At 69.8% G+C, this 20,468-nt stretch carries 20 protein-coding genes; 13 read left to right on the plus strand and 7 right to left on the minus strand.

Going from position 1 to position 20,468, the window contains the following annotated elements:
* Positions 1-178: 178 nt before the first annotated feature.
* Positions 179-784 carry a hypothetical protein gene (locus ACFYWY_RS06670; protein ID WP_389180753.1) on the plus strand — a complete coding sequence of 202 codons (606 nt, stop codon included), beginning with the start codon at positions 179-181 and terminating at the stop codon, positions 782-784.
* A 319-nt stretch (positions 785-1,103) separates the two neighbouring features.
* Here the strand turns inward: ACFYWY_RS06670 and ACFYWY_RS06675 are convergent, their stop codons facing one another.
* Both ACFYWY_RS06675 and ACFYWY_RS06680 read right to left on the minus strand, forming a co-directional pair.
* Positions 1,104-1,688, minus strand: a complete 585-nt coding sequence (locus ACFYWY_RS06675; protein ID WP_389180757.1) for a hypothetical protein — start codon at positions 1,686-1,688, stop codon at positions 1,104-1,106.
* 435 nt (positions 1,689-2,123) lie between these two features.
* Positions 2,124-3,662 (minus strand): glycoside hydrolase family 20 protein, encoded by a 1,539-nt coding sequence (locus tag ACFYWY_RS06680; protein WP_389181506.1) that lies wholly within the window; start codon positions 3,660-3,662, stop codon positions 2,124-2,126.
* Positions 3,663-3,996: 334 nt separating this feature from the next.
* Here ACFYWY_RS06680 and ACFYWY_RS06685 point away from each other — a divergent pair, with 334 nt between their 5' ends.
* The 6 genes from ACFYWY_RS06685 (at position 3,997) to ACFYWY_RS06710 (ending at position 8,847) form a co-directional block, all read left to right on the plus strand.
* The gene (locus ACFYWY_RS06685; protein WP_389181509.1) at positions 3,997-4,581 is read left to right on the plus strand and encodes a 2-oxo-4-hydroxy-4-carboxy-5-ureidoimidazoline decarboxylase; all 585 of its coding nucleotides are present in this window, start codon (positions 3,997-3,999) and stop codon (positions 4,579-4,581) included.
* A 167-nt stretch (positions 4,582-4,748) separates the two neighbouring features.
* Positions 4,749-5,129: a succinate dehydrogenase, cytochrome b556 subunit gene (sdhC, locus tag ACFYWY_RS06690; RefSeq protein WP_360871672.1), complete on the plus strand. Its 381-nt coding sequence runs from the start codon at positions 4,749-4,751 to the stop codon at positions 5,127-5,129.
* Between the two features lie 9 nt (positions 5,130-5,138).
* On the plus strand, positions 5,139-5,630 hold the full coding sequence (locus tag ACFYWY_RS06695; protein ID WP_389180761.1) for a succinate dehydrogenase hydrophobic membrane anchor subunit: 492 nt from the start codon (positions 5,139-5,141) through the stop codon (positions 5,628-5,630).
* Between the two features lie 20 nt (positions 5,631-5,650).
* Positions 5,651-7,405, plus strand: coding sequence for a succinate dehydrogenase flavoprotein subunit (gene sdhA, locus ACFYWY_RS06700; RefSeq protein WP_389180764.1), 1,755 nt, complete (start codon positions 5,651-5,653; stop codon positions 7,403-7,405).
* A complete protein-coding gene (locus ACFYWY_RS06705; protein ID WP_389180767.1) occupies positions 7,405-8,163 on the plus strand; it encodes a succinate dehydrogenase iron-sulfur subunit in 759 nt (252 codons plus the stop codon). Before sdhA ends, ACFYWY_RS06705 begins: the two co-directional genes overlap by 1 nt.
* Before the next feature lie 150 nt (positions 8,164-8,313).
* Positions 8,314-8,847 (plus strand): hypothetical protein, encoded by a 534-nt coding sequence (locus ACFYWY_RS06710; protein ID WP_389180770.1) that lies wholly within the window; start codon positions 8,314-8,316, stop codon positions 8,845-8,847.
* Positions 8,848-8,983: 136 nt separating this feature from the next.
* On the opposite strand, the gene ACFYWY_RS06715 is transcribed toward ACFYWY_RS06710, so the two are convergent.
* The gene (locus tag ACFYWY_RS06715; RefSeq protein ID WP_389180773.1) at positions 8,984-9,811 is read right to left on the minus strand and encodes an alpha/beta fold hydrolase; all 828 of its coding nucleotides are present in this window, start codon (positions 9,809-9,811) and stop codon (positions 8,984-8,986) included.
* Positions 9,812-9,947: 136 nt separating this feature from the next.
* Here ACFYWY_RS06715 and ACFYWY_RS06720 point away from each other — a divergent pair, with 136 nt between their 5' ends.
* The 3 genes from ACFYWY_RS06720 to ACFYWY_RS06730 are packed head-to-tail and all read left to right on the plus strand — an operon-like array spanning position 9,948 to position 11,523.
* A complete protein-coding gene (locus ACFYWY_RS06720) occupies positions 9,948-10,397 on the plus strand; it encodes a hypothetical protein (RefSeq protein ID WP_389180776.1) in 450 nt (149 codons plus the stop codon).
* Positions 10,398-10,402: 5 nt separating this feature from the next.
* Positions 10,403-10,810, plus strand: coding sequence for a thiol-disulfide oxidoreductase DCC family protein (locus tag ACFYWY_RS06725; protein WP_389180779.1), 408 nt, complete (start codon positions 10,403-10,405; stop codon positions 10,808-10,810).
* A gap of 11 nt (positions 10,811-10,821) precedes the next feature.
* Positions 10,822-11,523: a TetR family transcriptional regulator gene (locus ACFYWY_RS06730; protein ID WP_389180782.1), complete on the plus strand. Its 702-nt coding sequence runs from the start codon at positions 10,822-10,824 to the stop codon at positions 11,521-11,523.
* A 59-nt stretch (positions 11,524-11,582) separates the two neighbouring features.
* Here the strand turns inward: ACFYWY_RS06730 and ACFYWY_RS06735 are convergent, their stop codons facing one another.
* Positions 11,583-14,039: an MMPL family transporter gene (locus ACFYWY_RS06735; RefSeq protein ID WP_389181512.1), complete on the minus strand. Its 2,457-nt coding sequence runs from the start codon at positions 14,037-14,039 to the stop codon at positions 11,583-11,585.
* A gap of 159 nt (positions 14,040-14,198) precedes the next feature.
* Here ACFYWY_RS06735 and ACFYWY_RS06740 point away from each other — a divergent pair, with 159 nt between their 5' ends.
* Both ACFYWY_RS06740 and ACFYWY_RS06745 read left to right on the plus strand, forming a co-directional pair.
* Positions 14,199-14,885, plus strand: coding sequence for a response regulator transcription factor (locus ACFYWY_RS06740; RefSeq protein WP_389180785.1), 687 nt, complete (start codon positions 14,199-14,201; stop codon positions 14,883-14,885).
* On the plus strand, positions 14,882-16,354 hold the full coding sequence (locus tag ACFYWY_RS06745; protein ID WP_389180788.1) for a sensor histidine kinase: 1,473 nt from the start codon (positions 14,882-14,884) through the stop codon (positions 16,352-16,354). Before ACFYWY_RS06740 ends, ACFYWY_RS06745 begins: the two co-directional genes overlap by 4 nt.
* A 67-nt stretch (positions 16,355-16,421) precedes the next feature.
* Here ACFYWY_RS06745 and ACFYWY_RS06750 read toward each other — a convergent pair whose 3' ends face one another.
* Positions 16,422-17,915: a metallophosphoesterase gene (locus ACFYWY_RS06750; protein WP_389180791.1), complete on the minus strand. Its 1,494-nt coding sequence runs from the start codon at positions 17,913-17,915 to the stop codon at positions 16,422-16,424.
* Between the two features lie 11 nt (positions 17,916-17,926).
* The gene (locus tag ACFYWY_RS06755) at positions 17,927-18,217 is read right to left on the minus strand and encodes an SCO4848 family membrane protein (RefSeq protein ID WP_389180794.1); all 291 of its coding nucleotides are present in this window, start codon (positions 18,215-18,217) and stop codon (positions 17,927-17,929) included.
* Between the two features lie 121 nt (positions 18,218-18,338).
* On the opposite strand from ACFYWY_RS06755, the gene ACFYWY_RS06760 reads away from it, so the two are divergent.
* Positions 18,339-19,544, plus strand: coding sequence for a D-alanyl-D-alanine carboxypeptidase family protein (locus ACFYWY_RS06760; protein WP_389180796.1), 1,206 nt, complete (start codon positions 18,339-18,341; stop codon positions 19,542-19,544).
* Here ACFYWY_RS06760 and ACFYWY_RS06765 read toward each other — a convergent pair.
* Positions 19,513-20,421: a YihY/virulence factor BrkB family protein gene (locus tag ACFYWY_RS06765; protein ID WP_389180799.1), complete on the minus strand. Its 909-nt coding sequence runs from the start codon at positions 20,419-20,421 to the stop codon at positions 19,513-19,515. The genes ACFYWY_RS06760 and ACFYWY_RS06765 overlap by 32 nt on opposite strands.
* Positions 20,422-20,468: the final 47 nt, after the last annotated feature.

The raw sequence follows: 20,468 nt of genomic DNA on the forward strand, positions 1-20,468 counted from the left end.
CGGTGTGATTTCTAATCACTCGACTGACCCCACGTCAACCGCCGGGACATTCAGGACAGTTGACTCCTGAAAGCGGCACCGATTCGCCCGTTTCATCCGCTAGCTCGCGCGCGGCGGGTCGCATGGGGTATAACCGCCCGGTTCCACACCGAGTCAATTCATCGAAAGCCGGGCCGTCATGCCATCCACTGAATCCACCGAAGCCAGCGAATCCACGGAACCGACCGAAAACGCGGAGCCGACGGAAAGCGCGGGGGCGACCGAAAACGCGGGGGCGACGGAAGGCGCGGGGCCGGACAACACCGGGCCGGACAACGCCGGGAAGCGCGTGCTGGACCGGGGCGGCCTGGCCATCGCGGCCGCGGTGCTGCTCGCCTGCGGCGGGCTCATCGGCTACGGAATCTTCAGCACCCCCGACACGCCGAAGGCCCGCGCCGTCCCGACCGCCGAGGTGACCTACGAGGTCACAGGGACCGGCACGGCCGAGCTCTCGTACCTCGCGCGCAGCGAGTCCGGCAAGGCGACCGTGGAGAAGAGCGTCGCGCTGCCCTGGAAGAAGTCGGTCCAGGTACCGCTCGGCAAGGCACCGACCATCGCCATCGTCCTGGGCGAGAAGGGCGGCCAGGCCAGCTGCACGCTCGCCATCCGCGGCAAGCACGTACAACTCGCCACCGCGTCCGGCAGCTACGGCCGAGCAACCTGCACCGGCGAGCTGCCGGCGGGCGAACTGGCCGACGAGCTTTCGGCCGGCGAGCCTTCAGCCGGCGAGCGCGGCGAGAACTGATACCCGCTCTTCTCATATCCGGCACACCGGGCGGGGTTCGTGCCGGGCACCGAGACAGGGCGCGGAGAACTCACGCCCGGCACCACCGAGCATGCTCAGCTTGAGAACGGACGCCCCGGACTCGCAGTCCGGGGACACGATCACCGTGGCGGCCGCTCACCGGCTGTGGAGTGCTCCGGGCCGACGGACACGGCCCGCCCGCCGCTCTCGGCGAGCTCGGTCTCGGCGAACGCATTCTCGGCGAACGCGGCCCCGTGGCCCAGCCGTCCGCGGTGACCCCGAATCTGCCGCGCCGACGCCGAACTCCAGCGCCCGACCCTCAGCGCTGGACGCGCGCCCGGCGGGAGACCACCGCGCGCAGGACCCGCTGCCCCTCGGTCGACACGTCCAGCGCCTGACGCAGCCCGACGCCGCCCTCCGCGTCCGCCAGGATCTCCAGGATCTGCACCTGGCGGCGGAGTTCACCGGAGACGAGCGGGCCCGCGCCGTCCGGCTCGCCCTCCCGACAGCGCTTGAGCACCTCGACGACATCAGCGGCGGCGGGCTCGTCGGCCCCTGGGCCCGCGTCGAAGCGGTGGTGCAGTTCGAGCGCGGCGACGGAGCAGTCGTCCGCCCACTCCCGCAGCGGGTCCGCCTCCCATTCCGAGGGCGCAGCGCCGAGCATCTGACGTACGAGCGCCGCCGCTTCGTCCTCGACGGCCGCGCCCTCCATCGTCTCGCGGGCCTCGGCGAGGCGAGCTGACCAGTCCTCCTCGCCCTCCACCAGACCGGCCCACAGCGGACGCAGCACGTCGGCTTCGGACGCGAGCAGCGGCAGACAGCGGTCCAGGCAGGCGAGCCCGCTCGCGGCCAGGCCTCGCTCATCCGCCTGTGCGATCAGTTCCCTCAGGCTCTTCGAAGCCACGGACGCCTCCCATCGCGGACGCAGTACTTCCTCTTACTGCGCCCCGTGGCTCAAATGCGTCACTCCGACGAGCCGGAAATCCCCAGATCCTTCCGGAAATCCTCAGATCCTTCCGGCAGTCGGAAGCGGAGTCCGCCGGCTCGGGCCTCGGGCCGCATGGCGCAAAGTACCCCCTTCGGCACCGGGCCGCCACCGTTGCGCCGCGTCCGACCGAGCAACAATCTCGAGCCACTCGCACACATTTAAGCCACAGCTCTGTTACATTCTGCGCACCCGGAACTCGGCCTGCAGAGCGCCCCGTTGGGACCGCCGCGGCCATGGACCCGCGGTGTGAGCCCGCACACCCCCGGGCAGGCTCGCACCGCGACTTTCTCCGCTCTCCGCATCGCCTTGGTGCACTGCATTCGCTGCCCCGGTCCAGCGCGAATCCGCAGCTCAGGCCAAGCCCAGCGTCCGCGCCAGTTGCTGGAAGCTCTGCCAGCTGCGGGTCGGCTTGCGCGGGTCCCACAGTTTCTGGGACGTCGCCGCCAGCGGCATGGCGATGCCGCGCGCCACCTGCTCCGGGGTCTGCGACTGGGACAGGTCGCACCAGACCGCGAAACGGCCACCCAGGATCTGGTCCGAGTACTTCCGCGGCACCGGCTGGGTGCCGCGGATCACGAACGGATTCCACTGCTCGTATATCCGCCGACCGGTCGGATATACGAAGGTCTGCGGCTGGCCCAGCACGTAATAGAGGTACTCGTCGTTGACGTTCACCAGCCGTCGGCCCTCGCGCAGATACTCCACCGGGGGGCGCGCGCCGATCTCCTTGCCGGTCCAGTACTCGACCTCGATGTCCTTGTCCACGGTGACCACACCGCCGCGGAAGAAGCCGTCGTTCCATGCCTTGAGCTTCTTGCCCTTGGGCCGCAGCACCGCCGCGCGGTCGTTCACCCAGGCCGTCGCCAGGTCCTGGACCCGCCCCTGCGGTCCGTACTTCTGCCGGGCCAGGGCCGCCAGCTGCGGAAAGGACGCCTCCGGGTTCTGCCGGACCAGCGCCTGGTACTCGTCGCCGCCCAGATGCCAGTACGCGCCGGGGAACAGTTCCGCGTACTCGCGCAGCAACTCGTCCACGATCCGCGCGGACTCGTCCTGCCCAATGTCGATCGCGCCCCGCACCGGCCGGCCGGCCACGTCCTTCAGCTGGAGCTGGGGATGCGCGGCGAGCACCGCGCCCAGATGGCCGGGAGAATCGATCTCGGGGATGACGGTGATGTGCAGCCGGGCCGCGAGCGAAACGATCCTGCGTACCTCGTCCTTGGTCAGGTGCTGACTCGAGACCATCTCGGGATGCGAGTCCGATGCGATACGGAAACCCTGGTCGTCGGAGAAGTGCAGGCCGAGCTGGTTGAGCTTGAGATCGGCCATCTCGCGCAGCCGGTCCTCGATCCAGCCCGCGGTGAAGTGCTTGCGTGCGATGTCGATCATCAGCCCGCGCTGCGGCCGGTCCGGCCCGTCCCGTACGACGCCTTCCGGCATCGCACCGCCGGACTTCACGGCCTGCTTCAGGGTCCGTGTCCCGTAGAAGGCTCCGGCCTCGCCGGCGCCGGTTATTCGCACCCGGCCGCCGGAGGTGAGGACGGTGTACGACTCGCGCCCGCCCTTGCCCGCGAGTGCCAGTTCCACGTCGCCCGCGCGGGCCGGGACCGCCCCGCGGTAGCCCAGTTTCAGTTCGCCGGCTATCAGCCGGCCCTCGTCGGCGAGCGCCTCGCTGCCCTTGGCGACGACGACTCCGCCGCCGGGCCCGGGCCGCCAGCCTGGACCGCGGGCCGGCTCGTGCGTGCGTACGGAGGGGATGGTGGCGGGCGCCTTGGAGAGGGCGTACGTCCGCGACGGCGACGGGCTCGCGGTGGTGGGGGCCTTCACGTCGCCCCGCGCACCACCTCCGCCCGCCCTGTCGGGCTCACCGGTCGAGCAGCCGGTCAGCGTCATCGAGAACGCCGCGGCTGCGGCGAGGACCGTGCCGGTGAACCGCGTGCGCCCAAAGTGCCGTATCACTCGGATACCTCCCATATATTGCGGAACTACGGTGAAGCACCCCCGTCCATCGTCCATCACATGATCGAAACTCTCTCGTCCGGGTGAAAATTACGCATCCGTCGGACAGCTGCTGTCAGGCGCGGATAGCGTTGTGGTCAATCCCCTGCGCCGCAGCCGTCCAGCTGTCCTTTTCGAGGAGCCCACGCTGTCCAGCGAATCCCACGCCGGCCTCCCGAAGCGACCGCCGACACTCCACCACACGCCCCGTGCCCTCACACCATCGGCCATACCGTCCCAGCTGGCCTCCCAGGCATCGCAGGCCTCCCAGGGCTCGCGCCCTGCCTCACCACCGGCCGCGACGCCGGACCGCCGCCGCCGCACTCCCGGCCTCGAGCGCTTCAACACCGCCCCCGCCGGCGCCGCCGAAACCACCCTCCTCGCCTGCTGCGGCAGCAGGCGCTGGGCCCAGCGACTCGTCGCCCACCGCCCCTACCCCGACCTCGACGCGCTCCTCGCCGCCGCCGACGAGGCCAGCTACGACCTCTCCCCCGCCGACCTCTGCGAGGCCCTCGCCGACGAGTCGTCCGCCGGAGTGCACCCGGGCGCGCCCCAGGCCGCCCACACCGCGCTCGGCGCCGCCCACGCCGCGTACGAGAGCCGCTTCGGTCACGCCTTCGTGATCTGCCTCGACGGATACCACCCCGAGGAGTACCTCGACCAGGTGCTGGCCGGCATTCGCGCCCGCCTCGGCCACGAACCCGACGAGGAGCGGGCCGTCTCCGCCGAGCAACTGCGCGGTCTCGCTCGCTCCCGACTGGCACATGTAGTCGCCAACCATCCGGAATCAGACGTCGCAGGGGCTTCCCGATAGCCCGTACGAGGCTGTTTGATTGCCTGTTTGATCACACCAGTGGACCCCGGGCTATCGAACCGACAAGTCGTCGCTACGATGGCCGGGGCCGGTGGACCGTACCCGGCCGGGCCAGACCGACCACCCAAGCCGGCAGGCCCCAATCCCCGCTTTCGGAGGGTTCTTCCGTGCCGGCTGGAACGCTGTACCGCGGCCGGGAAGGAATGTGGTCCTGGGTGGCTCATCGAGTCACCGGCGTCCTCATCTTCTTCTTCCTGTTCGTACACGTGCTGGACACCGCTCTCGTCCGCGTCTCGCCCGAGGCCTATGACGATGTCGTTGCCACGTACAAGACGCCGATCGTGGCGCTCCTCGAATACGGCCTGGTGGCCGCGATTCTCTTCCACGCGCTCAACGGCCTGCGTGTCATCGCCGTGGACTTCTGGTCCAAGGGCCCTCGCTACCAGAAGCAGATGTTCTGGACCGTGATGGCCATCTGGTTCGTGCTGATGGTGGGCGCCCTGTACCCGGTGCTCGGCCACGCCGTACGTGAACTGTTCGGGAGCTGACGTCAGACCATGTCTTCGAACAACACAGTTGCTGACACCCCTTCCGCCGTCGGTCCCGTCGAGGGCGAGAGCCTGTACGACGCCGAGAACCCGGCTCCGTACATCGAGGCAGCGCGCCTGCGCACCAGGAAGACCCCGAAGGCGACCCGCGGCAACTTCGAGATGGCCGCATGGCTCTTCATGCGCCTGTCCGGCGTCGTCCTCGTCGTCCTCGTCATCGGCCACCTGCTGATCCAGCTCGTGCTCGACGGCGGCGTCTCCAAGATCGGCTTCGCCTTCGTGGCCGGCCGCTGGGCGTCCCCGTTCTGGCAGACCTGGGACCTGCTGATGCTGTGGCTCGCCATGCTGCACGGCGCCAACGGCCTCCGTACAGTCATCAATGACTACGCGGAGCGCGCCAACACGCGCCTGTGGCTCAAGGGCCTGCTGTACACCGCCACGGTGTTCACCATCCTTCTGGGCACGCTGGTGATCTTCACCTTCGACCCGAACATCCGCTAAAGCCGGGGCTGACGAGACCAATGAAGATCCATAAGTACGACACCGTCATCGTCGGCGCCGGTGGCGCCGGTATGCGCGCGGCCATCGAGTCGACCAAGCGCAGCCGTACCGCCGTGCTGACGAAGCTCTACCCGACCCGCTCCCACACGGGCGCGGCGCAGGGCGGCATGGCCGCCGCGCTCGCCAACGTGGAGGAGGACAACTGGGAGTGGCACACCTTCGACACGATCAAGGGCGGTGACTACCTGGTCGACCAGGACGCCGCCGAGATCCTGGCGAAGGAGGCCATCGACGCGGTCCTGGACCTCGAGAAGATGGGCCTGCCGTTCAACCGCACCCCGAACGGCACCATCGACCAGCGCCGCTTCGGCGGCCACTCGCGCAACCACGGCGAGGCGCCGGTCCGCCGGTCCTGCTACGCCGCGGACCGCACCGGCCACATGATCCTCCAGACGCTGTACCAGAACTGCGTCAAGGAGGGCGTGGAGTTCTTCAACGAGTTCTACGTCCTGGACCAGCTGATCACCGAGGTCGACGGCGTCAAGAAGTCGGCGGGCGTGGTCGCGTTCGAGCTGGCCACCGGCGAGATCCACATCTTCCAGGCGAAGGCCGTGATCTACGCCTCTGGCGGCACCGGCAAGTTCTTCAAGGTGACCTCCAACGCGCACACCCTGACCGGTGACGGGCAGGCCGCCTGCTACCGGCGCGGACTGCCGCTGGAGGACATGGAGTTCTTCCAGTTCCACCCGACGGGCATCTGGCGCATGGGCATCCTGCTCACGGAGGGCGCCCGCGGTGAGGGCGGCATCCTGCGCAACAAGGACGGCGAGCGCTTCATGGAGAAGTACGCGCCCGTCATGAAGGACCTCGCCTCGCGTGACGTCGTCTCGCGCTCCATCTACACGGAGATCCGCGAGGGCCGCGGCTGCGGTCCCGAGGGCGACCACGTCTACCTGGACCTGACCCACCTGCCGCCGGAGCAGCTGGACGCCAAGCTCCCGGACATCACCGAGTTCGCGCGTACGTACCTCGGTATCGAGCCCTACACGGACCCGATCCCGATCCAGCCGACCGCGCACTACGCCATGGGCGGCATCCCGACGAACGTCCAGGGCGAGGTCCTGCGGGACAACACCACCGTCGTTCCGGGTCTGTACGCCGCCGGTGAGGTCGCCTGTGTCTCGGTGCACGGCGCCAACCGCCTGGGCACCAACTCGCTGCTGGACATCAACGTCTTCGGCAAACGGGCCGGCATCGCCGCCGCCGAGTACGCCGCGAAGACCGACTTCGTCGATCTGCCCGAGGACCCGGGGACGTTCGTCCAGGAGCAGGTCGAGCGGCTGCGCAGCGCCACGGGCAAGGAGCGGGTCGCGGACATCCGCCGCGAGCTGCAGGAGTGCATGGACGCCAATGTGATGGTGTTCCGTACCGAGCAGACGATCAAGACCGCGGTCGAGAAGATCGGCGAGCTGCGCGAGCGCTACCTGAACGTCTCGGTCCAGGACAAGGGCAAGCGGTTCAACACCGACCTGCTGGAGGCCATCGAGCTGGGGAACCTGCTCGACCTGGCCGAGGTCATGGCAGTCTCCGCGCTCGCCCGCAAGGAGTCCCGCGGCGGTCACTACCGCGAGGACTACCCCAACCGCGACGACGTCAACTTCATGCGCCACACCATGGCGTACCGCGAGGTGGGCGACGACGGCATCGAGTCGATCCGGCTCGACTACAAGCCGGTCGTCCAGACCCGCTACCAGCCGATGGAGCGTAAGTACTGATGGCTACCCCCACTCTGGACAAGGTCGACGCGGATTCCGCCGCCTCTCCCTACATCACGGTCACCTTCCGGATCCGCCGCTTCAACCCCGAGGTCTCGGCCGAGGCGCAGTGGCAGGACTTCGAGATCGAGATCGACCCGAAGGAGCGTGTGCTCGACGCCCTCCACAAGATCAAGTGGGACGTCGACGGCTCACTCACCTTCCGGCGCTCCTGCGCGCACGGCATCTGCGGCTCCGACGCGATGCGGATCAACGGCAAGAACAGGCTCGCCTGCAAGACGCTGATCAAGGACATCAACCCGGAGAAGCCGATCACGGTCGAGGCCATAAAGGGCCTGACGGTCCTCAAGGACCTGGTCGTGGACATGGAGCCGTTCTTCCAGGCGTTCCGCGACGTGATGCCGTTCCTCGTCACGTCCGGCAACGAGCCGACGCGTGAGCGTCTGCAGTCCGCCGAGGACCGCGAGCGCTTCGACGACACCACCAAGTGCATTCTGTGCGCCGCGTGCACGTCCTCGTGCCCGGTGTTCTGGAACGACGGGCAGTACTTCGGCCCGGCGGCGATCGTCAACGCGCACCGCTTCATCTTCGACTCGCGTGACGAGGCCGGGGAGCAGCGCCTGGAGATCCTCAACGACAAGGACGGCGTGTGGCGTTGCCGTACGACGTTCAACTGCACGGACGCCTGCCCGCGCGGTATCGAGGTCACCAAGGCGATCCAGGAAGTGAAGCGCGCGCTGATCACGCGTCGCTTCTGACCTTTCCGGCTGAATCTCTACGAGGGCCCCGCTCCCAGGACTTGGGAGGCGGGGCCCTTCGCCGTACCCGCTTCGCTTCACCGACCGGGGCGATACCTGGCAGGATCGATTACCGTCTGACATGACACAGCAGGAAGCGGGGACGAGACCATGAGCGAGCCCAATCCGTACGCGGACGGCGAGTACAAGTGGGGGCCGACACAGCCTCCGGGGACGCCGGCGTACGGCTACCCCAATCCGGCGCCGGGGTACGGCTATCCGGGCCAGGGACAGGACTACAGCCAGACCATGCCGGCCGGGGTTCCGGTTCCGATGGGTGCGCCCGCTCCGACGGGCGGTGCGCCGCTGGTGTCGATCGGTGACATCACCGTGATGGGCGACTCGATCGTGACGCCGGCCGGCACGCTCCCGTTGCGGGGATCGGTGTGGAACGCGACCGACATGTCGCACACGGAGGAGAAGATCCCGACGCACGCCATCGTGCTCGCGATCGTCTTCTTCATCTTCTGTCTGCTGGGTCTGCTCTTCCTGCTGATGAAGGAGAAGAAGACCACGGGCTTCATCCAGGTCACGGTGACCAGCGGCGGCAAGCACCACTCGACGATGATCCCGGCGCAAGGTCCGCAGACCTTCCAGATGGTGATGGGCCAGATCAACTACGCGCGGTCGCTGAGCAGCATGTAGGGCGCGCTGAGGGCCCGTTCATCACGGCGACGACGATGGGCGACGACGAGTCGGCGGTCGGGGCCTCGGCGGCCGGCATGACGCGGCGGAGATCCAGGAGGTCGAGCACATCCTGGCCGCGCAGGCCGGCGCGGCCTCAGAGATGCTCGGCGAGGAAGCCGCGCAGCAGCGCGGTGGTCTCGTCGGGCCGCTCCAGCGACGGCAGATGACCGGCCCAGTCCAGTTCGATGTGGCGGGCGCCGGGGAGCAACTGCGGCAGCCTGGCGGCAATCCGGCGGAAGTCGCCGACGTCGTGCGCGCCGCCGACGGCGAGGCAGGGCGCCTCGATCGCCGCGAGGCCGGGCTCCGAAGCGGGCGCGGGCGCCGGTGACACCGGCCCTTCGCCGGCCGCCTCGTCCGCCCCCGCCCGCGCCGCCTCGTCCGCAGCCGCCCGCGCCGCCTCCTCCGCAGCCAGCTGGATCTCGAACGCATGGCGCTGCATCACCCGGACCTTCTCGCGGACCCGCTCGTCCGCCTGCGGGCCCAGCCAGGTATCCAGGTTGAGCTCGACCGCGGCCGACACGTCACCGGCGTCGAGGAACGCATCCTCGCGCGCGCAGAAAGCCCTTAGTTCCGAGCTCGGTTCATGGCCCGGCATGCCCGCGCAGAGCAGGGCCATCGCGGTCACCCGGTCCGGCCTGCGGGCCGCCGCCTCCAGCGCGACGCGTCCACCGAAGGAGGAGGCGACCAGGGCCGCCCGCTCGATGCCGAGTTCGTCCAGCAACTCCAGTACGTCCTCGGCGTCGCTGTACTCACCCGCGTCCGCGGGTGTCTGCCCATGCCCTCGGAAGTCGCAGCGCACCACCTGGTATCCGGCATCCGCCAGCGCCTGCCACTGCGGGTCCCACATCCGCCGGTCGCACACCGACGAGTGCAGCAGTACCACCGCGGGTCCCTGGCCGGCCATGTCGTAAGAGAGCGTCATCCGGCCGAGGTTAGAGCCGGCACACCAGTCGCGCCCCTCGTTTTCCGCCCCACCCTCCATCCCGCTTGAACATGTTCAAAAGTAGGTCTACAGTCCATGACACCAGCTTTTGAACGCGTTCAAGGGAGGGTGGGGGATGGACCTCACTGTTGTTGCGTATGTCGTCTACCTGCTGATCAGCGTGGCGCTCACCATCTGGGTGGCGCGGACTCTGAGCCGCAACGGGCGCATCTTCATCGCCAGCGTCCTGCGGGGGGACGAGAAGCTGGCCGACGCCGTCAACCACCTGCTGGTGGTCGGCTTCTACCTCGTGAACCTCGGCTTCGTGGCCCTCTACCTCAAGGCGGCGGACTCGGTCGAGGACGCCCGCGGCCTCTTCGAGGCACTCTCGGTCAAGCTCGGCGTCGTGCTCCTCGTCCTCGGCTTCATGCACCTCGGCAACGTCTGGGTCCTCAACAAGATCCGCCGGCGCGGAGTGATGGAGCGCGAGCAGGTGCCGCCGGTCGGGCCGCAGGGCTGGACGAGCCAGGCCGGCCGGGGCACGGGCCCGTGGGACGCACCCGCCCCCGGTCCCGCCGGAGCGTGAGCGCGATGGGCACCCCGGTCCGGAGACTGACCGTCCTGTACGACGCCCAGTGCTCTCTCTGTGTCCACCTGCGCAGCTGGCTGTTGCGGCAGCGGCAGCTCGTACCGCTGGACCTGGTGCCCGCGGGATCGGACGAGGCACGGCGCAGGTACCCGCGCCTCGACCACGCCACGACCCTGCGGGAGATCACCGTCATCGGCGACAGGGGCCAGATCTACACCGGACCCGCCGCCTGGATCATCTGCCTCTGGGCCCTGGCCGAGTACCGGCCCAAGGCCCACTGGCTCGCCACCCCGGCCGGACTGCCGTTCGTACGGGTGACGATGCTCGCGGCGGCCAGGTACCGCGAGGCGACCGCGGCGGGAGGGGCCGCCGGTACGCCCTGCGACGACCGGTGTTCCGTCCCCGGTTAGGCTCGGGCACCGTGACTGAAGTGAAGGCCCCCAAGAGCGAGCAGACCCGCACGCTCATCCTCGAGACCGCGCTCCGGCTCTTCCAGGAGCGCGGTTACGACAAGACGACGATGCGGGCCATCGCCAAGGAGGCAGGGGTCTCGGTAGGGAACGCGTACTACTACTTCTCCTCCAAGGAACACCTCGTCCAGGGCTTCTACGACCGGATCGCCGCCGAGCACCAGGCGGCGGTCCGGCCCCTGCTGGACCGGGAGACCGATCTGGATGCCCGGCTCGCCGGGGTGATGACGGCATGGCTGGACATCGCGGCGCCGTACCACGAGTTCGCGGCCCAGTTCTTCAAGAACGCGGCCGACCCGGAGAGCCCGCTCAGCCCCTTCTCCCCCGAGTCGGAACACGCCCGCGAGGCTGCCATCGCCGTCCACCGGGAAGTCCTGGCGGGCGCCAGGGCGAAAGTGCCGGACGAACTGGCCGACGTCCTGCCCGAGTTGATGTGGCTGTCCCAGATGGGACTTGTCCTGTTCTGGGTCTTCGACCGCTCGGAGGGCCGTGAGCGCAGCAGGCGCCTCGCCGAACGCGGGGCGCGGCTCACCACACGCGGTATCGCGCTCGCCCGCTTCCGGGTGCTGCGGCCGCTCGTACGTGATGTGCATGAGCTGTTCACGGACTTCCTGCCGGGGATGGCGGAGACTGTCGCCGCCCGCAAGAAGTAGCCGGAACACCAAATCCACGAACACCCCGGCCGCGGCCGGGGTGTTCGTGGATCTGGCCGTCAGCGGCTGACTCCCACGTCCGAGAGCACCACGTCGTGGACCAGCGGATCGCCGCCGATCATGATGTGGCCGGCCCAGGGTTCATGAACGTCCGCAGTCACGGCCAGCAGATACGACCCGCCGGCCGGCGCGGACAGGATGTAGGAGCCGTCGGCCAGCGACTCCACCCGGTCGACCTGGCGGCCGCCCGGCGAGACGAGGGTGAGGATCGCGTCGCCGAGCGGCTCGCCCTCCTGCGTACGGACGAATCCGTGGACGACGGACCCTCCCATCGCGGCGGGCGCCCCGGACCGCGGCCCGGGAACGGCGCCGGAAGGGGCAGACCCCACCGGCTCCGGCGCGTCCTCCCGCGGCTCCACCGCCAGATGCGGCAGCCGCTTCTCAAGACCCGCCGGCAGCCACCAGTTGGACTTCCCCAGCAGATGCATCGCCGCCGGCACCAGCGCCGTACGCAGGATGAACGCATCCAGCGCCACCGCCGCCGCAAGCCCGATGCCCGCCATCGCGCCCTCCATGTCGCCGCTCAGCACAAAGGCGCTGAAGACGCAGATCATGATCAGGGCGGCGCAGTTGATGACCCGGCTGGTCTCGGCGAGGCCGACCCGGACGGCCCGGGCGTTGTCCTTCGTGTGCACCCACTCCTCGTGCATCCGGCTGACCAGGAAGACCTGGTAGTCCATCGAGAGCCCGAAGAGCAGGGACAACATGATGACCGGCAGGAACGCCGTGATGGGGCCCTCCTTGCCCAGGCCCAGCGCCTCCGCTCCCCAGCCCCACTGGAAGATCGCGACGAGTACGCCGAAGGAGGCCGCTGCCGCGATCAGGTTCATCAGGGCGGCGGTCAGCGGGACGACCAGCGAGCGGAACGCGATCAGCAGCAGCAGGAAGCCCAGCGCGATGATCGTCCCGACGAAGTACGGCAGCCGGTCGCCCGTCACCTCCGCGAAGTCCTTGAAGATCGCGGTCACTCCACCGACATGGACCTCTTCGCCCGACTGCGGGATGACCTCGCCGCGCAGAACGTCGATCAGCTGGTCCGTCTCCTCCGACTGCGGCGAGGTGGTGGGGACGACCTGGATCACCGTGACGCCGGAGTCCGGCGGCGAGGGCAGCGCGACCGCCTGAGCGACGCCGTCCGTGGCGCGCACTGTGCTCACCAGCGCCTGGACGGCCGCCGGTTCCGCGTCCCGCGCGACCAGTTGCAGCGGCCCGTTGAAGCCGGGCCCGAAGCCCTCGGCGAGCAGGTCGTACGCCTGCCGGGTGGTGGTGTCCTCCTTGTGGTTGCCCTGGTCGTTCGCGCCGAGCCGCAGCGAGAGCAGCGGGATCGCCAGCGCGGCCATCACCACGACCGCGACCAGCGCGATCGACTTGGGCCGACTCTGCACGGTCGCGGACCAGCGGGCGGCGGCGCCGCTCGCCTCCGCCGTGTCAGGACCGTCGGCGGCAAGCCTGCGGCGCTGGCGACGGCTGAGCACCCGCGGGCCGAGGACGCCGAGGAGCGCGGGCAGCAGGGTGATCGCGGCCAGCACGCTCAGTACGACGGTCAGCGAGGTGGCGATCACCACGCCGTCGAGGAAACGCATGTTCATCACGAGCATGCCGGCGAGCGCGATGCACACGGTGCCCCCCGCGAACAGCACCGCGCGCCCCGAGGTGTTCAGCGCGGTGACCGCGGCGTCCTCGGGCGCCATGCCCCGCAGAATGCCCTTGCGGTGCCGTGTGACGATGAACAGCGCGTAGTCGATGCCGACGCCGAGGCCGATCAGCGAGCCCAGCAGCGGTGCCACTTCGGGCACATCCGTCGCATGGCTGAGCAGCATGGTCGACAGCATTCCGGTGCCGACGCCGAAGATGGCCACCACCAGCGGCAGCACCATCGCGAAGACCGAGCCGAAGGCCAGGAAGAGGACGACCGCGGCTGCCGCGATGCCGACCAGCTCGGCCGTGCCGGTCGGCGGCTCCTGGATACGGGCGATCGCCTGCCCGCCGAGCTCGACCTGCAGACCCGCCCGCTCCGCGTCCTGCGCGGTGTCCACGACGTCCTCGACCAGCTCCTTCGGCACGGCGTTGGCCTGCTCGGCGAAGGTGACCTGGGCGTAGGCGATCCGCCCGTCCTTGCTGATCTGCGCCGCGCCCGCCTGCGAGTACGGGCTCGCGACCTCGCCGACCCCCTTCATGCCCGCGATCTCCTTGAGCGCGGGCTCCACCCGCTCCCGTACCGCCGTATCGCGCACGGATCCTTCCCTGACCCGCCACACCACCGTGTCGGTGTCGCCGGAACGCTCCGGGAACGCCTCGACCATCAGGTCGTACGCATGTGTGGAGTCGGTGTCCGGAAGGCTGAAGCTGTTGGAGTAGTTGGTGCCTGACGCGCTGCCGGCGGCCCCTAGACCGAACAGCGCCCCCACCCACAGCACCAGGACCACCAGCCGGTGCCGATAGCACCAGCGTGCCAATGCCGCCACGATTCCTGCCCCTTCGTCGATCCGTTTCCCCCGGGCCGGTCACCAGAATCGGCTGCGGATACGGTCCGTGGCGCGGCGCGGCCATGACTCTCAAGGAACTCCAAGACAGTGACCCGCCCCGCGCACCGGGAACACGCCGATACTGAGGGCATGAACCACGAGGGAGCGACCGTGCTGGTCGTCGAGGACGAGCCGAGCATCGCGGACGTTCTCGCCATCGCACTGCGCTATCACCGTTTTCAGGTGATTACGGCCGGAAGCGTACGGCAGGCACAGCAGCTGGCCGGGCAGACGCGCCCCGATGTGGCGCTGCTCGATGTGATGCTGCCGGACGGCGACGGGCGGGCGCTGGGGCGTGCACTGCGCGACCTGCATCCCGATACGGCCGTCGTCTTCGTCACCGCGCGCGACGCGCCCGCCGAGATCGTGGGCGCGCTCGGCTTCGGCGACGACTACATCACCAAGCCGTTCAACGTCGACGAGGTGGTGGCCCGCATCAGGGCCGTACTGCGCCGCACCAGGCCCGCGGACGTGCTGCCGGTGCGCCCGCCGCTGCGGTACGGGGATCTGGAGCTGGACGACGCGACGTACGCGGCGCGGCGCGCGGGCCGCTCGGTGCAGCTCACACCCACCGAATACGCGCTGCTGCGTTTCCTCGTACGCAACGGCGGGCGGATCGTCCCCAAGGAGCAACTGCTGCGCCATGTCTGGCAGTACGAGCACCAGGCCGAGTCGACCGTCGTCGAGACCTACATCAGCTATCTGCGGCGCAAGCTGGACCCCTTGGGCCCGCCGCTGATAACCACCCGCAGGGGCGTCGGATACGGACTCGCATGAGGTGCAACCACCGCGGCATCCACTCGCTGCGCGCCCGCCTCACCCTGGTGAATGTGGCGCTGCTGGCCCTCGGCATCGTCGCGGCCACCGCGGTCAGCCTGATGGGTATGCGGCACTACCTGCTGGACAACGTCGACTCCGAGCTGCTCGGGTCCCGCAACGCGCTGCAGGGCGCCGGCCTCACCCAGAAGCAGATCGACTCGCTGAGCGCGATAGGGGCCTTGCGGGACAAGTACGACCCCGAGAGGGCGGCGGCGAGGACCCTTCCCCGGGCGGACACGATCTTCGTCGCCCTCGACGCGAAGGGGCAGCCCATCGCCTTCGCGGGAGTCGCGCCCACGGAGCGGCAGCACGCGCTCTCATCGGCCGCGGGCGATCTGGCCGTGTTCACCGGGTCCGCTCAGGCGCACGATCTGAAGCTCGACGGCGACGCGTACCGCGCCGTCGGGGCGCGGCTCGCCGACGGCACGTTCGTACTGATGGCGACCTCCACCGAGTCCGTGCACGGAGCCATCCAGAAGGCGCTCAAGCTCGATCTCGCGCTGGGCACGGTCCTGTTGACGTGCCTCGCCGTGGCGACGGTGCGCGGCACGCGCCATCGGCTGCGGCCGCTGGAGGACATGGTGGAGACGGCCTCCGCGATCGCCGAGGGCGACCTCACGAGACGGGTGCCCGGCAGTCGCGATCCGGTCACCGAGATCGAGCAGTTGCGCGTCGCCCTCAACTCGATGCTCCACCAGGTCGAGTCGGCCTTCGAGACGCGCGAGCACAGCGCGGCCCAGCTGCGGCAGTTCGTCGCGGACGCCTCGCACGAGCTGCGTACGCCGCTGTCCGCGATCCGCGGCTATCTGCAGCTGTACGACAAGGGGATGCTGCGCGAGCCCGCCGAGCGGACCAGGGCGCTGGCCCGGATGACCGCCGAGGCCGACCGGATGGGGCGGCTCGTCGAGGAGCTGCTGACCCTGGCCCGGCTGGACCAGCAGCCCCAGCTGCGGGTGTCCTGGGTCGACTTGAGTGCTCTGGTGCGGGACGCGGCGGACGATCTGCGGGCCCAGCAGCCGCAGCGTCCGCTCGACGTACGGGCCGACGGCGCGATGGTCGTGCACGGCGACGAGTCGGGGCTGCGGCAGGTCGTCGGCAATCTGCTGGCCAATGTACGGGCCCACACCCCCGCCGACGCGCCGGTACGGGTGGAGCTGGCGCGCGAGGACGGCGCGGGCCACGGCCCCGGAGCGGTGCGGCTGCGGATCGCGGACGAGGGGCCCGGCATGGCCCGCGAGGACGCGGACCGCATCTTCGACCGCTTCTTCCGGGCGGCCGGCGGCGGGAGTCAGCCCGCGGGCTGCGGACTGGGCATGGCGATCGTGCGGGCGGTGGTGGCTTCGCACGGCGGCGAGGTGACGGTCCAGACCGCGCCGGGCAAGGGCCTGGCGGTGACGGTGGCGCTGCCGGCGTCGGCTCCCCCCTAGTGTCCCGGTCTTGAGGTCTCAGGCCGGCGCGTTCGCTGTACTGCTGCGTCGAGAACTTCGGCCTCGGCTACGCCTGCCGGGAAGCGAGCTGTACGACGGTGATGTCGGAGCTGGCCCCCACGCGCACGGGCGGGCCCCACGCGCCCGCTCCCCGGGTCACGTAGAGCTGGGTGTCGCCGTACTGTTCGAGACCTGCGACGGTGGGGTTGGCGAGGGCGGCGAGGTAGTTGCCCGGCCACAGCTGACCGCCGTGAGTGTGCCCGGAGAGCTGGAGATCCACCCCCTGCTTCACCGCGTCATGGATGACGACGGGCTGGTGCGCGAGCAGCACGGAGGCGCGGGCCCGGTCCCGGTCGCCGAGGGCCTTGCCGAAGTCGGGGCCGTCGCCCTCGCTCTCGCCCGCGACGTCGTTGACGCCGGCGAGGTCGAAACCGGCGATCTCGACGCGCTCGTTCTGCAGCGGGCGGAGCCCGAGCTCGCGGACGTGGTCGACCCACTCCTCAGCGCCGGAGAAGTACTCGTGATTGCCGGTCACGAAGAAGGCCCCGTGCCGCGCCCGCAACTGCGCGAGCGGCTCGGCGGCGGCTCCGAGGTCGGCGACGCTGCCGTCGACGAGGTCGCCGACGACGGCGACGAGGTCGGGCGAGGTGGCGTTGATGGTGTCGACGATGCGCTGGGAGTGCGCGCGGCCGAGGATCGGCCCGAGATGAATGTCGCTGACGACGGCGATCCGGAACCCGTGGGCTGCGCGCGGAAGTTTGCCGAGGGGCACGGTGACCCGCTTCACCCGGGGCCCACGGAGGACGCCGTACGTCCCGTACCCAACGGTCCCGAGAGCGACGGCGGCGGCGCTTCCGCCGACGACACGGGACACGAACAGCCGCCGGGACAGGACTGCACCCGGTTCGGCGGCCGCGCCCGGGTCGGCGGCTTCGGTGAGCTGGGTGGGGTCGACGGGCTCGGCCCGAGCCGGGACCGGGTCGGCAGCGTGCGTATCCACCGCCGCAGCCGCCGGGGGTGCGGCGGCCGTACCTGGGTCTCCGGGCTCCGGGGTGCCGAACGCGCCCGCGCACGCGGCCGGCGCGGCCGCAACCGCAGCCGGGTCAGCGGACTCGGCCCCAGCCGGGACGGCAGCGTGCGTATCCACCGCCGCAGCGACCGTCGCCGCGGCGAAGCCCGCGGCGGGCTCGGGGGGCTGGGGGGCCTGCCCCCCGGTTTCGGGATAGGGCGGGGTGGGGGAATTCCGCTCCAGCACCCGCCGCAGCAGCGGCCGCACACCCTCCCCCACCACCAGCCCCAGCGTCAGATACAGCAGCACCGCCAGCCACAGGTACCCCGGCCACGCCAGCACCCGCTCCAGCCAGAACGGCGCCCCCGCGCGCCCCGACACCAGCGCCCCCACCGTCAGCACCGGCAGGCCCCACGCCGCCGCCGTGCCCACCCGACGGGCCACCCCGCCGGGCGCCGTCGTGTCGCGGACCAGCCGCCGCCACACGTACCAGTGCACGCCCCCGAGCAGGGCGACGACCACAACCACCACGAGCAGAACAACCACCAGCACGGTCCGTTCCCCTAATCCCTGTCAGCCTCGGCGCGCGCGTCGCGCGTGTCGCGCCCGTCGCGCGCCTCGCGCCGCAATGCCCGCACCCCGCGCAACCCGATCACTCCAACGGCCGTCCCCAGAAGAAAGGACGTAATGGCGAGCAGAAGATGGACCCAGAAATAGCCCGTCGGGTCACCCGCGTCGTCGAATGCGAGCCCGCTGCCGTCCTTCCACAGGTTCTTGACGAAAGTGATCCAGATGAACCAGCTCCACACCCCGAAGGCGAGCAGGAACCAGGAGACGGGGCGGCTGAGCTTCATGGACTCAGTATCGCGGCCGTCCTCCGACCGGGCCCTCCGGGGTGGGCTGTCCTGGCGTTGCCCCCGGCGGGTCACCGGGCTGATAACCATATTTTCTGCAAAGGGATGTACGTTCTCGTCCGTGTCTGCTTTGAAGAAGACCGCGTTGACGGTCGCCGCCGCCGCGTTGTTGCCTGCCCTCGCCGTCGCCCCCGCGTCGGCGGACACCTACGAGGACGTGGCAGACGAGAAGCACCCCAACCCCCCGGCCTCCATGTCCACCGTAGGCGGCGCCCAACTCGGCAAGGCAGGCACCCAGGTCAGCCTCGGCCCCGGCGCGCCCGTCCTGCCCAAAGAGGTGACCGGCCGTTCCTGGATCGTCGCGGACGCGGAGAGCGGCGACGTACTGGCGGCGCACAACGCCCACTGGCGGCTCCCCCCGGCGTCGACGCTCAAGATGCTGTTCGCGGACACCGTGCTCCCCCGGCTGCCCAAGACCGAGATCCACAAGGTGACCACCGACGAGCTCGCGGACATGGGCGACGGCAGCAGCCTGGTCGGGGTCAAGGAGAACCAGACCTACTCCGTGCACGATCTGTGGCTCGGAGTCTTCCTGCGCTCGGGCAACGACGCCGTACATGTGCTGTCCTCGATGAACGGCGGCATTTCCAAGACCGTCCAGGACATGCAGGAGCACGCCGACGAACTGCAGGCGCTCGACACTCATGTCGTCTCGCCCGACGGCTACGACGCGAACGGCCAGGTCTCCTCCGCCTACGACCTGACCCTCATCGCCCGCAGCGGCATGCAGAAGAAGGACTTCCGCGAATACTGCTCGACGGCGAGCGCCAAGTTCCCCGGCGAGAAGGTCAAGGGCGAGGAGCGTGGGACGTTCGAGATCCAGAACACCAACCGGCTCCTCACCGGCGCCTACGGCATCACCCCGTACAAGGGCATCGCGGGCGTCAAGAACGGCAACACCACGCACGCGGGCGCGACCTTCACCGCAGTCGCCGAGCGGAACGGCAAGGTGCTGCTCGTCACCGTGATGAACCCGGACTCCCACGAGAGCCAGGCGGTCTACAAGGAAGCGGGGCGGCTGCTCGACTGGGGCTTCGCGGCGGCCGGGAAGGTCAAGCCCGTCGGCGAGCTGGTGCCGCCGAAGTCCGCCAGCACTTCGTCACAGGACGCGGAACCGGCCAACAACGGCGCTCCGGCAAAGATCGCCGCCGAGAACCGCGGCTCCGGCGGCATCGGCATCGCGCTCGCCGTCATCGGCGGGGTGCTGGTGCTGCTGACCGGCGCCGTGTTCCTGGTCAACCGCCGCTGGCCGATGCGCCGCCGCTAGCCCTGGCGGCCGCCGACTCTTCGGCCTCCTTGCTGCCCGTCGCCGTCCAGGCGGCGCAGAACAGCATCAGCTTCGCGGTGAAGTTGATCCACAGCAGCAGGGCGATCGGGACGCCGAACGCCCCGTACATGCTTCTCGCGGCGACGCCCCTGATGTAGCCGCCGAGCAGCAGCTTGAGCAGTTCGAAGCCGACCGCGCCGATCAGCGCCGCCACCACCAGGCGGCGGCGCGGCGGCTGCACGCCCGGCAGCAGCGTCAGGACGTAGAGCAGCAGCAGGAAGTCGGCCAGTACGGCGATCGCGATTGCCGCGACCTGAAGCAGTACGCCACTGGCTCCGCCCTCGTCGATGCCGAGGCGGTCGGCGCTCCAGCCGAGGGCGGTGGAGCCGAATGCGGAAGCGGCGAGCGAGACGAGCACGGTCACGCCGAGCCCGAGCAGTACGACCCCGTCCTTGAGCTTGCGCAGGACCGGGTTGCCCTCGTCCTCGTCGTCCAGCCCCCAGACGGCGCGCAGGCAGTCCCTTATCGAGCCGACCCAGCCGATGCCGGTGAAGAGCAGCAGCGCGCCCGCGACGAGCCCGACCGTACCCGCGTTGGCGACCAGGGAGTTGATGTCGAGCTGGTCGGAGATGCCGGGCACCTGCTCGGCGATCGTGTCCTCGAGCTTCTTCAGCTGGTCCTTGTCGAGCAGTGCGGCGCCGGCCGCCACGGCGACGGTGATCAGCGGGAAGAGGGCGAGAAAGCTGATGAAGGTGATCGCGGCGGCGAGCCGGGACCAGTGCACCCGGTCGAGCGTCTCGTAGGAACGCCAGGCGTGAGTCGTCATCAGCCGGGCGACGAGCGGGCCGATGACGGGGAGCTTGGTCAGCCATTCCATGTCGTACGCGTACCCCCCGCACCGGATACCAGCGTCAGGGTGCCGCA

This window comes from Streptomyces sp. NPDC002870 (genome assembly GCF_042888505.1).
Classification (GTDB): domain Bacteria; phylum Actinomycetota; class Actinomycetes; order Streptomycetales; family Streptomycetaceae; genus Streptomyces.

Bases quoted from the DNA above. Each gene is read 5' to 3' on its own strand.
- ACFYWY_RS06670 (WP_389180753.1), top strand. From the start codon at position 179: ATGCCATCCACTGAATCCACCGAAGCCAGCGAATCCACGGAACCGACC.
- ACFYWY_RS06680 (WP_389181506.1), bottom strand. From the start codon at position 3,662: ATGACGCTGACCGGCTGCTCGACCGGTGAGCCCGACAGGGCGGGCGGA.
- ACFYWY_RS06695 (WP_389180761.1), top strand. From the start codon at position 5,139: ATGTCTTCGAACAACACAGTTGCTGACACCCCTTCCGCCGTCGGTCCC.
- sdhA (WP_389180764.1), top strand. From the start codon at position 5,651: ATGAAGATCCATAAGTACGACACCGTCATCGTCGGCGCCGGTGGCGCC.
- ACFYWY_RS06705 (WP_389180767.1), top strand. From the start codon at position 7,405: ATGGCTACCCCCACTCTGGACAAGGTCGACGCGGATTCCGCCGCCTCT.
- ACFYWY_RS06710 (WP_389180770.1), top strand. From the start codon at position 8,314: ATGAGCGAGCCCAATCCGTACGCGGACGGCGAGTACAAGTGGGGGCCG.
- ACFYWY_RS06715 (WP_389180773.1), bottom strand. From the start codon at position 9,811: ATGACGCTCTCTTACGACATGGCCGGCCAGGGACCCGCGGTGGTACTG.
- ACFYWY_RS06720 (WP_389180776.1), top strand. From the start codon at position 9,948: ATGGACCTCACTGTTGTTGCGTATGTCGTCTACCTGCTGATCAGCGTG.
- ACFYWY_RS06725 (WP_389180779.1), top strand. From the start codon at position 10,403: ATGGGCACCCCGGTCCGGAGACTGACCGTCCTGTACGACGCCCAGTGC.
- ACFYWY_RS06740 (WP_389180785.1), top strand. From the start codon at position 14,199: ATGAACCACGAGGGAGCGACCGTGCTGGTCGTCGAGGACGAGCCGAGC.
- ACFYWY_RS06745 (WP_389180788.1), top strand. From the start codon at position 14,882: ATGAGGTGCAACCACCGCGGCATCCACTCGCTGCGCGCCCGCCTCACC.
- ACFYWY_RS06755 (WP_389180794.1), bottom strand. From the start codon at position 18,217: ATGAAGCTCAGCCGCCCCGTCTCCTGGTTCCTGCTCGCCTTCGGGGTG.
- ACFYWY_RS06765 (WP_389180799.1), bottom strand. From the start codon at position 20,421: ATGGAATGGCTGACCAAGCTCCCCGTCATCGGCCCGCTCGTCGCCCGG.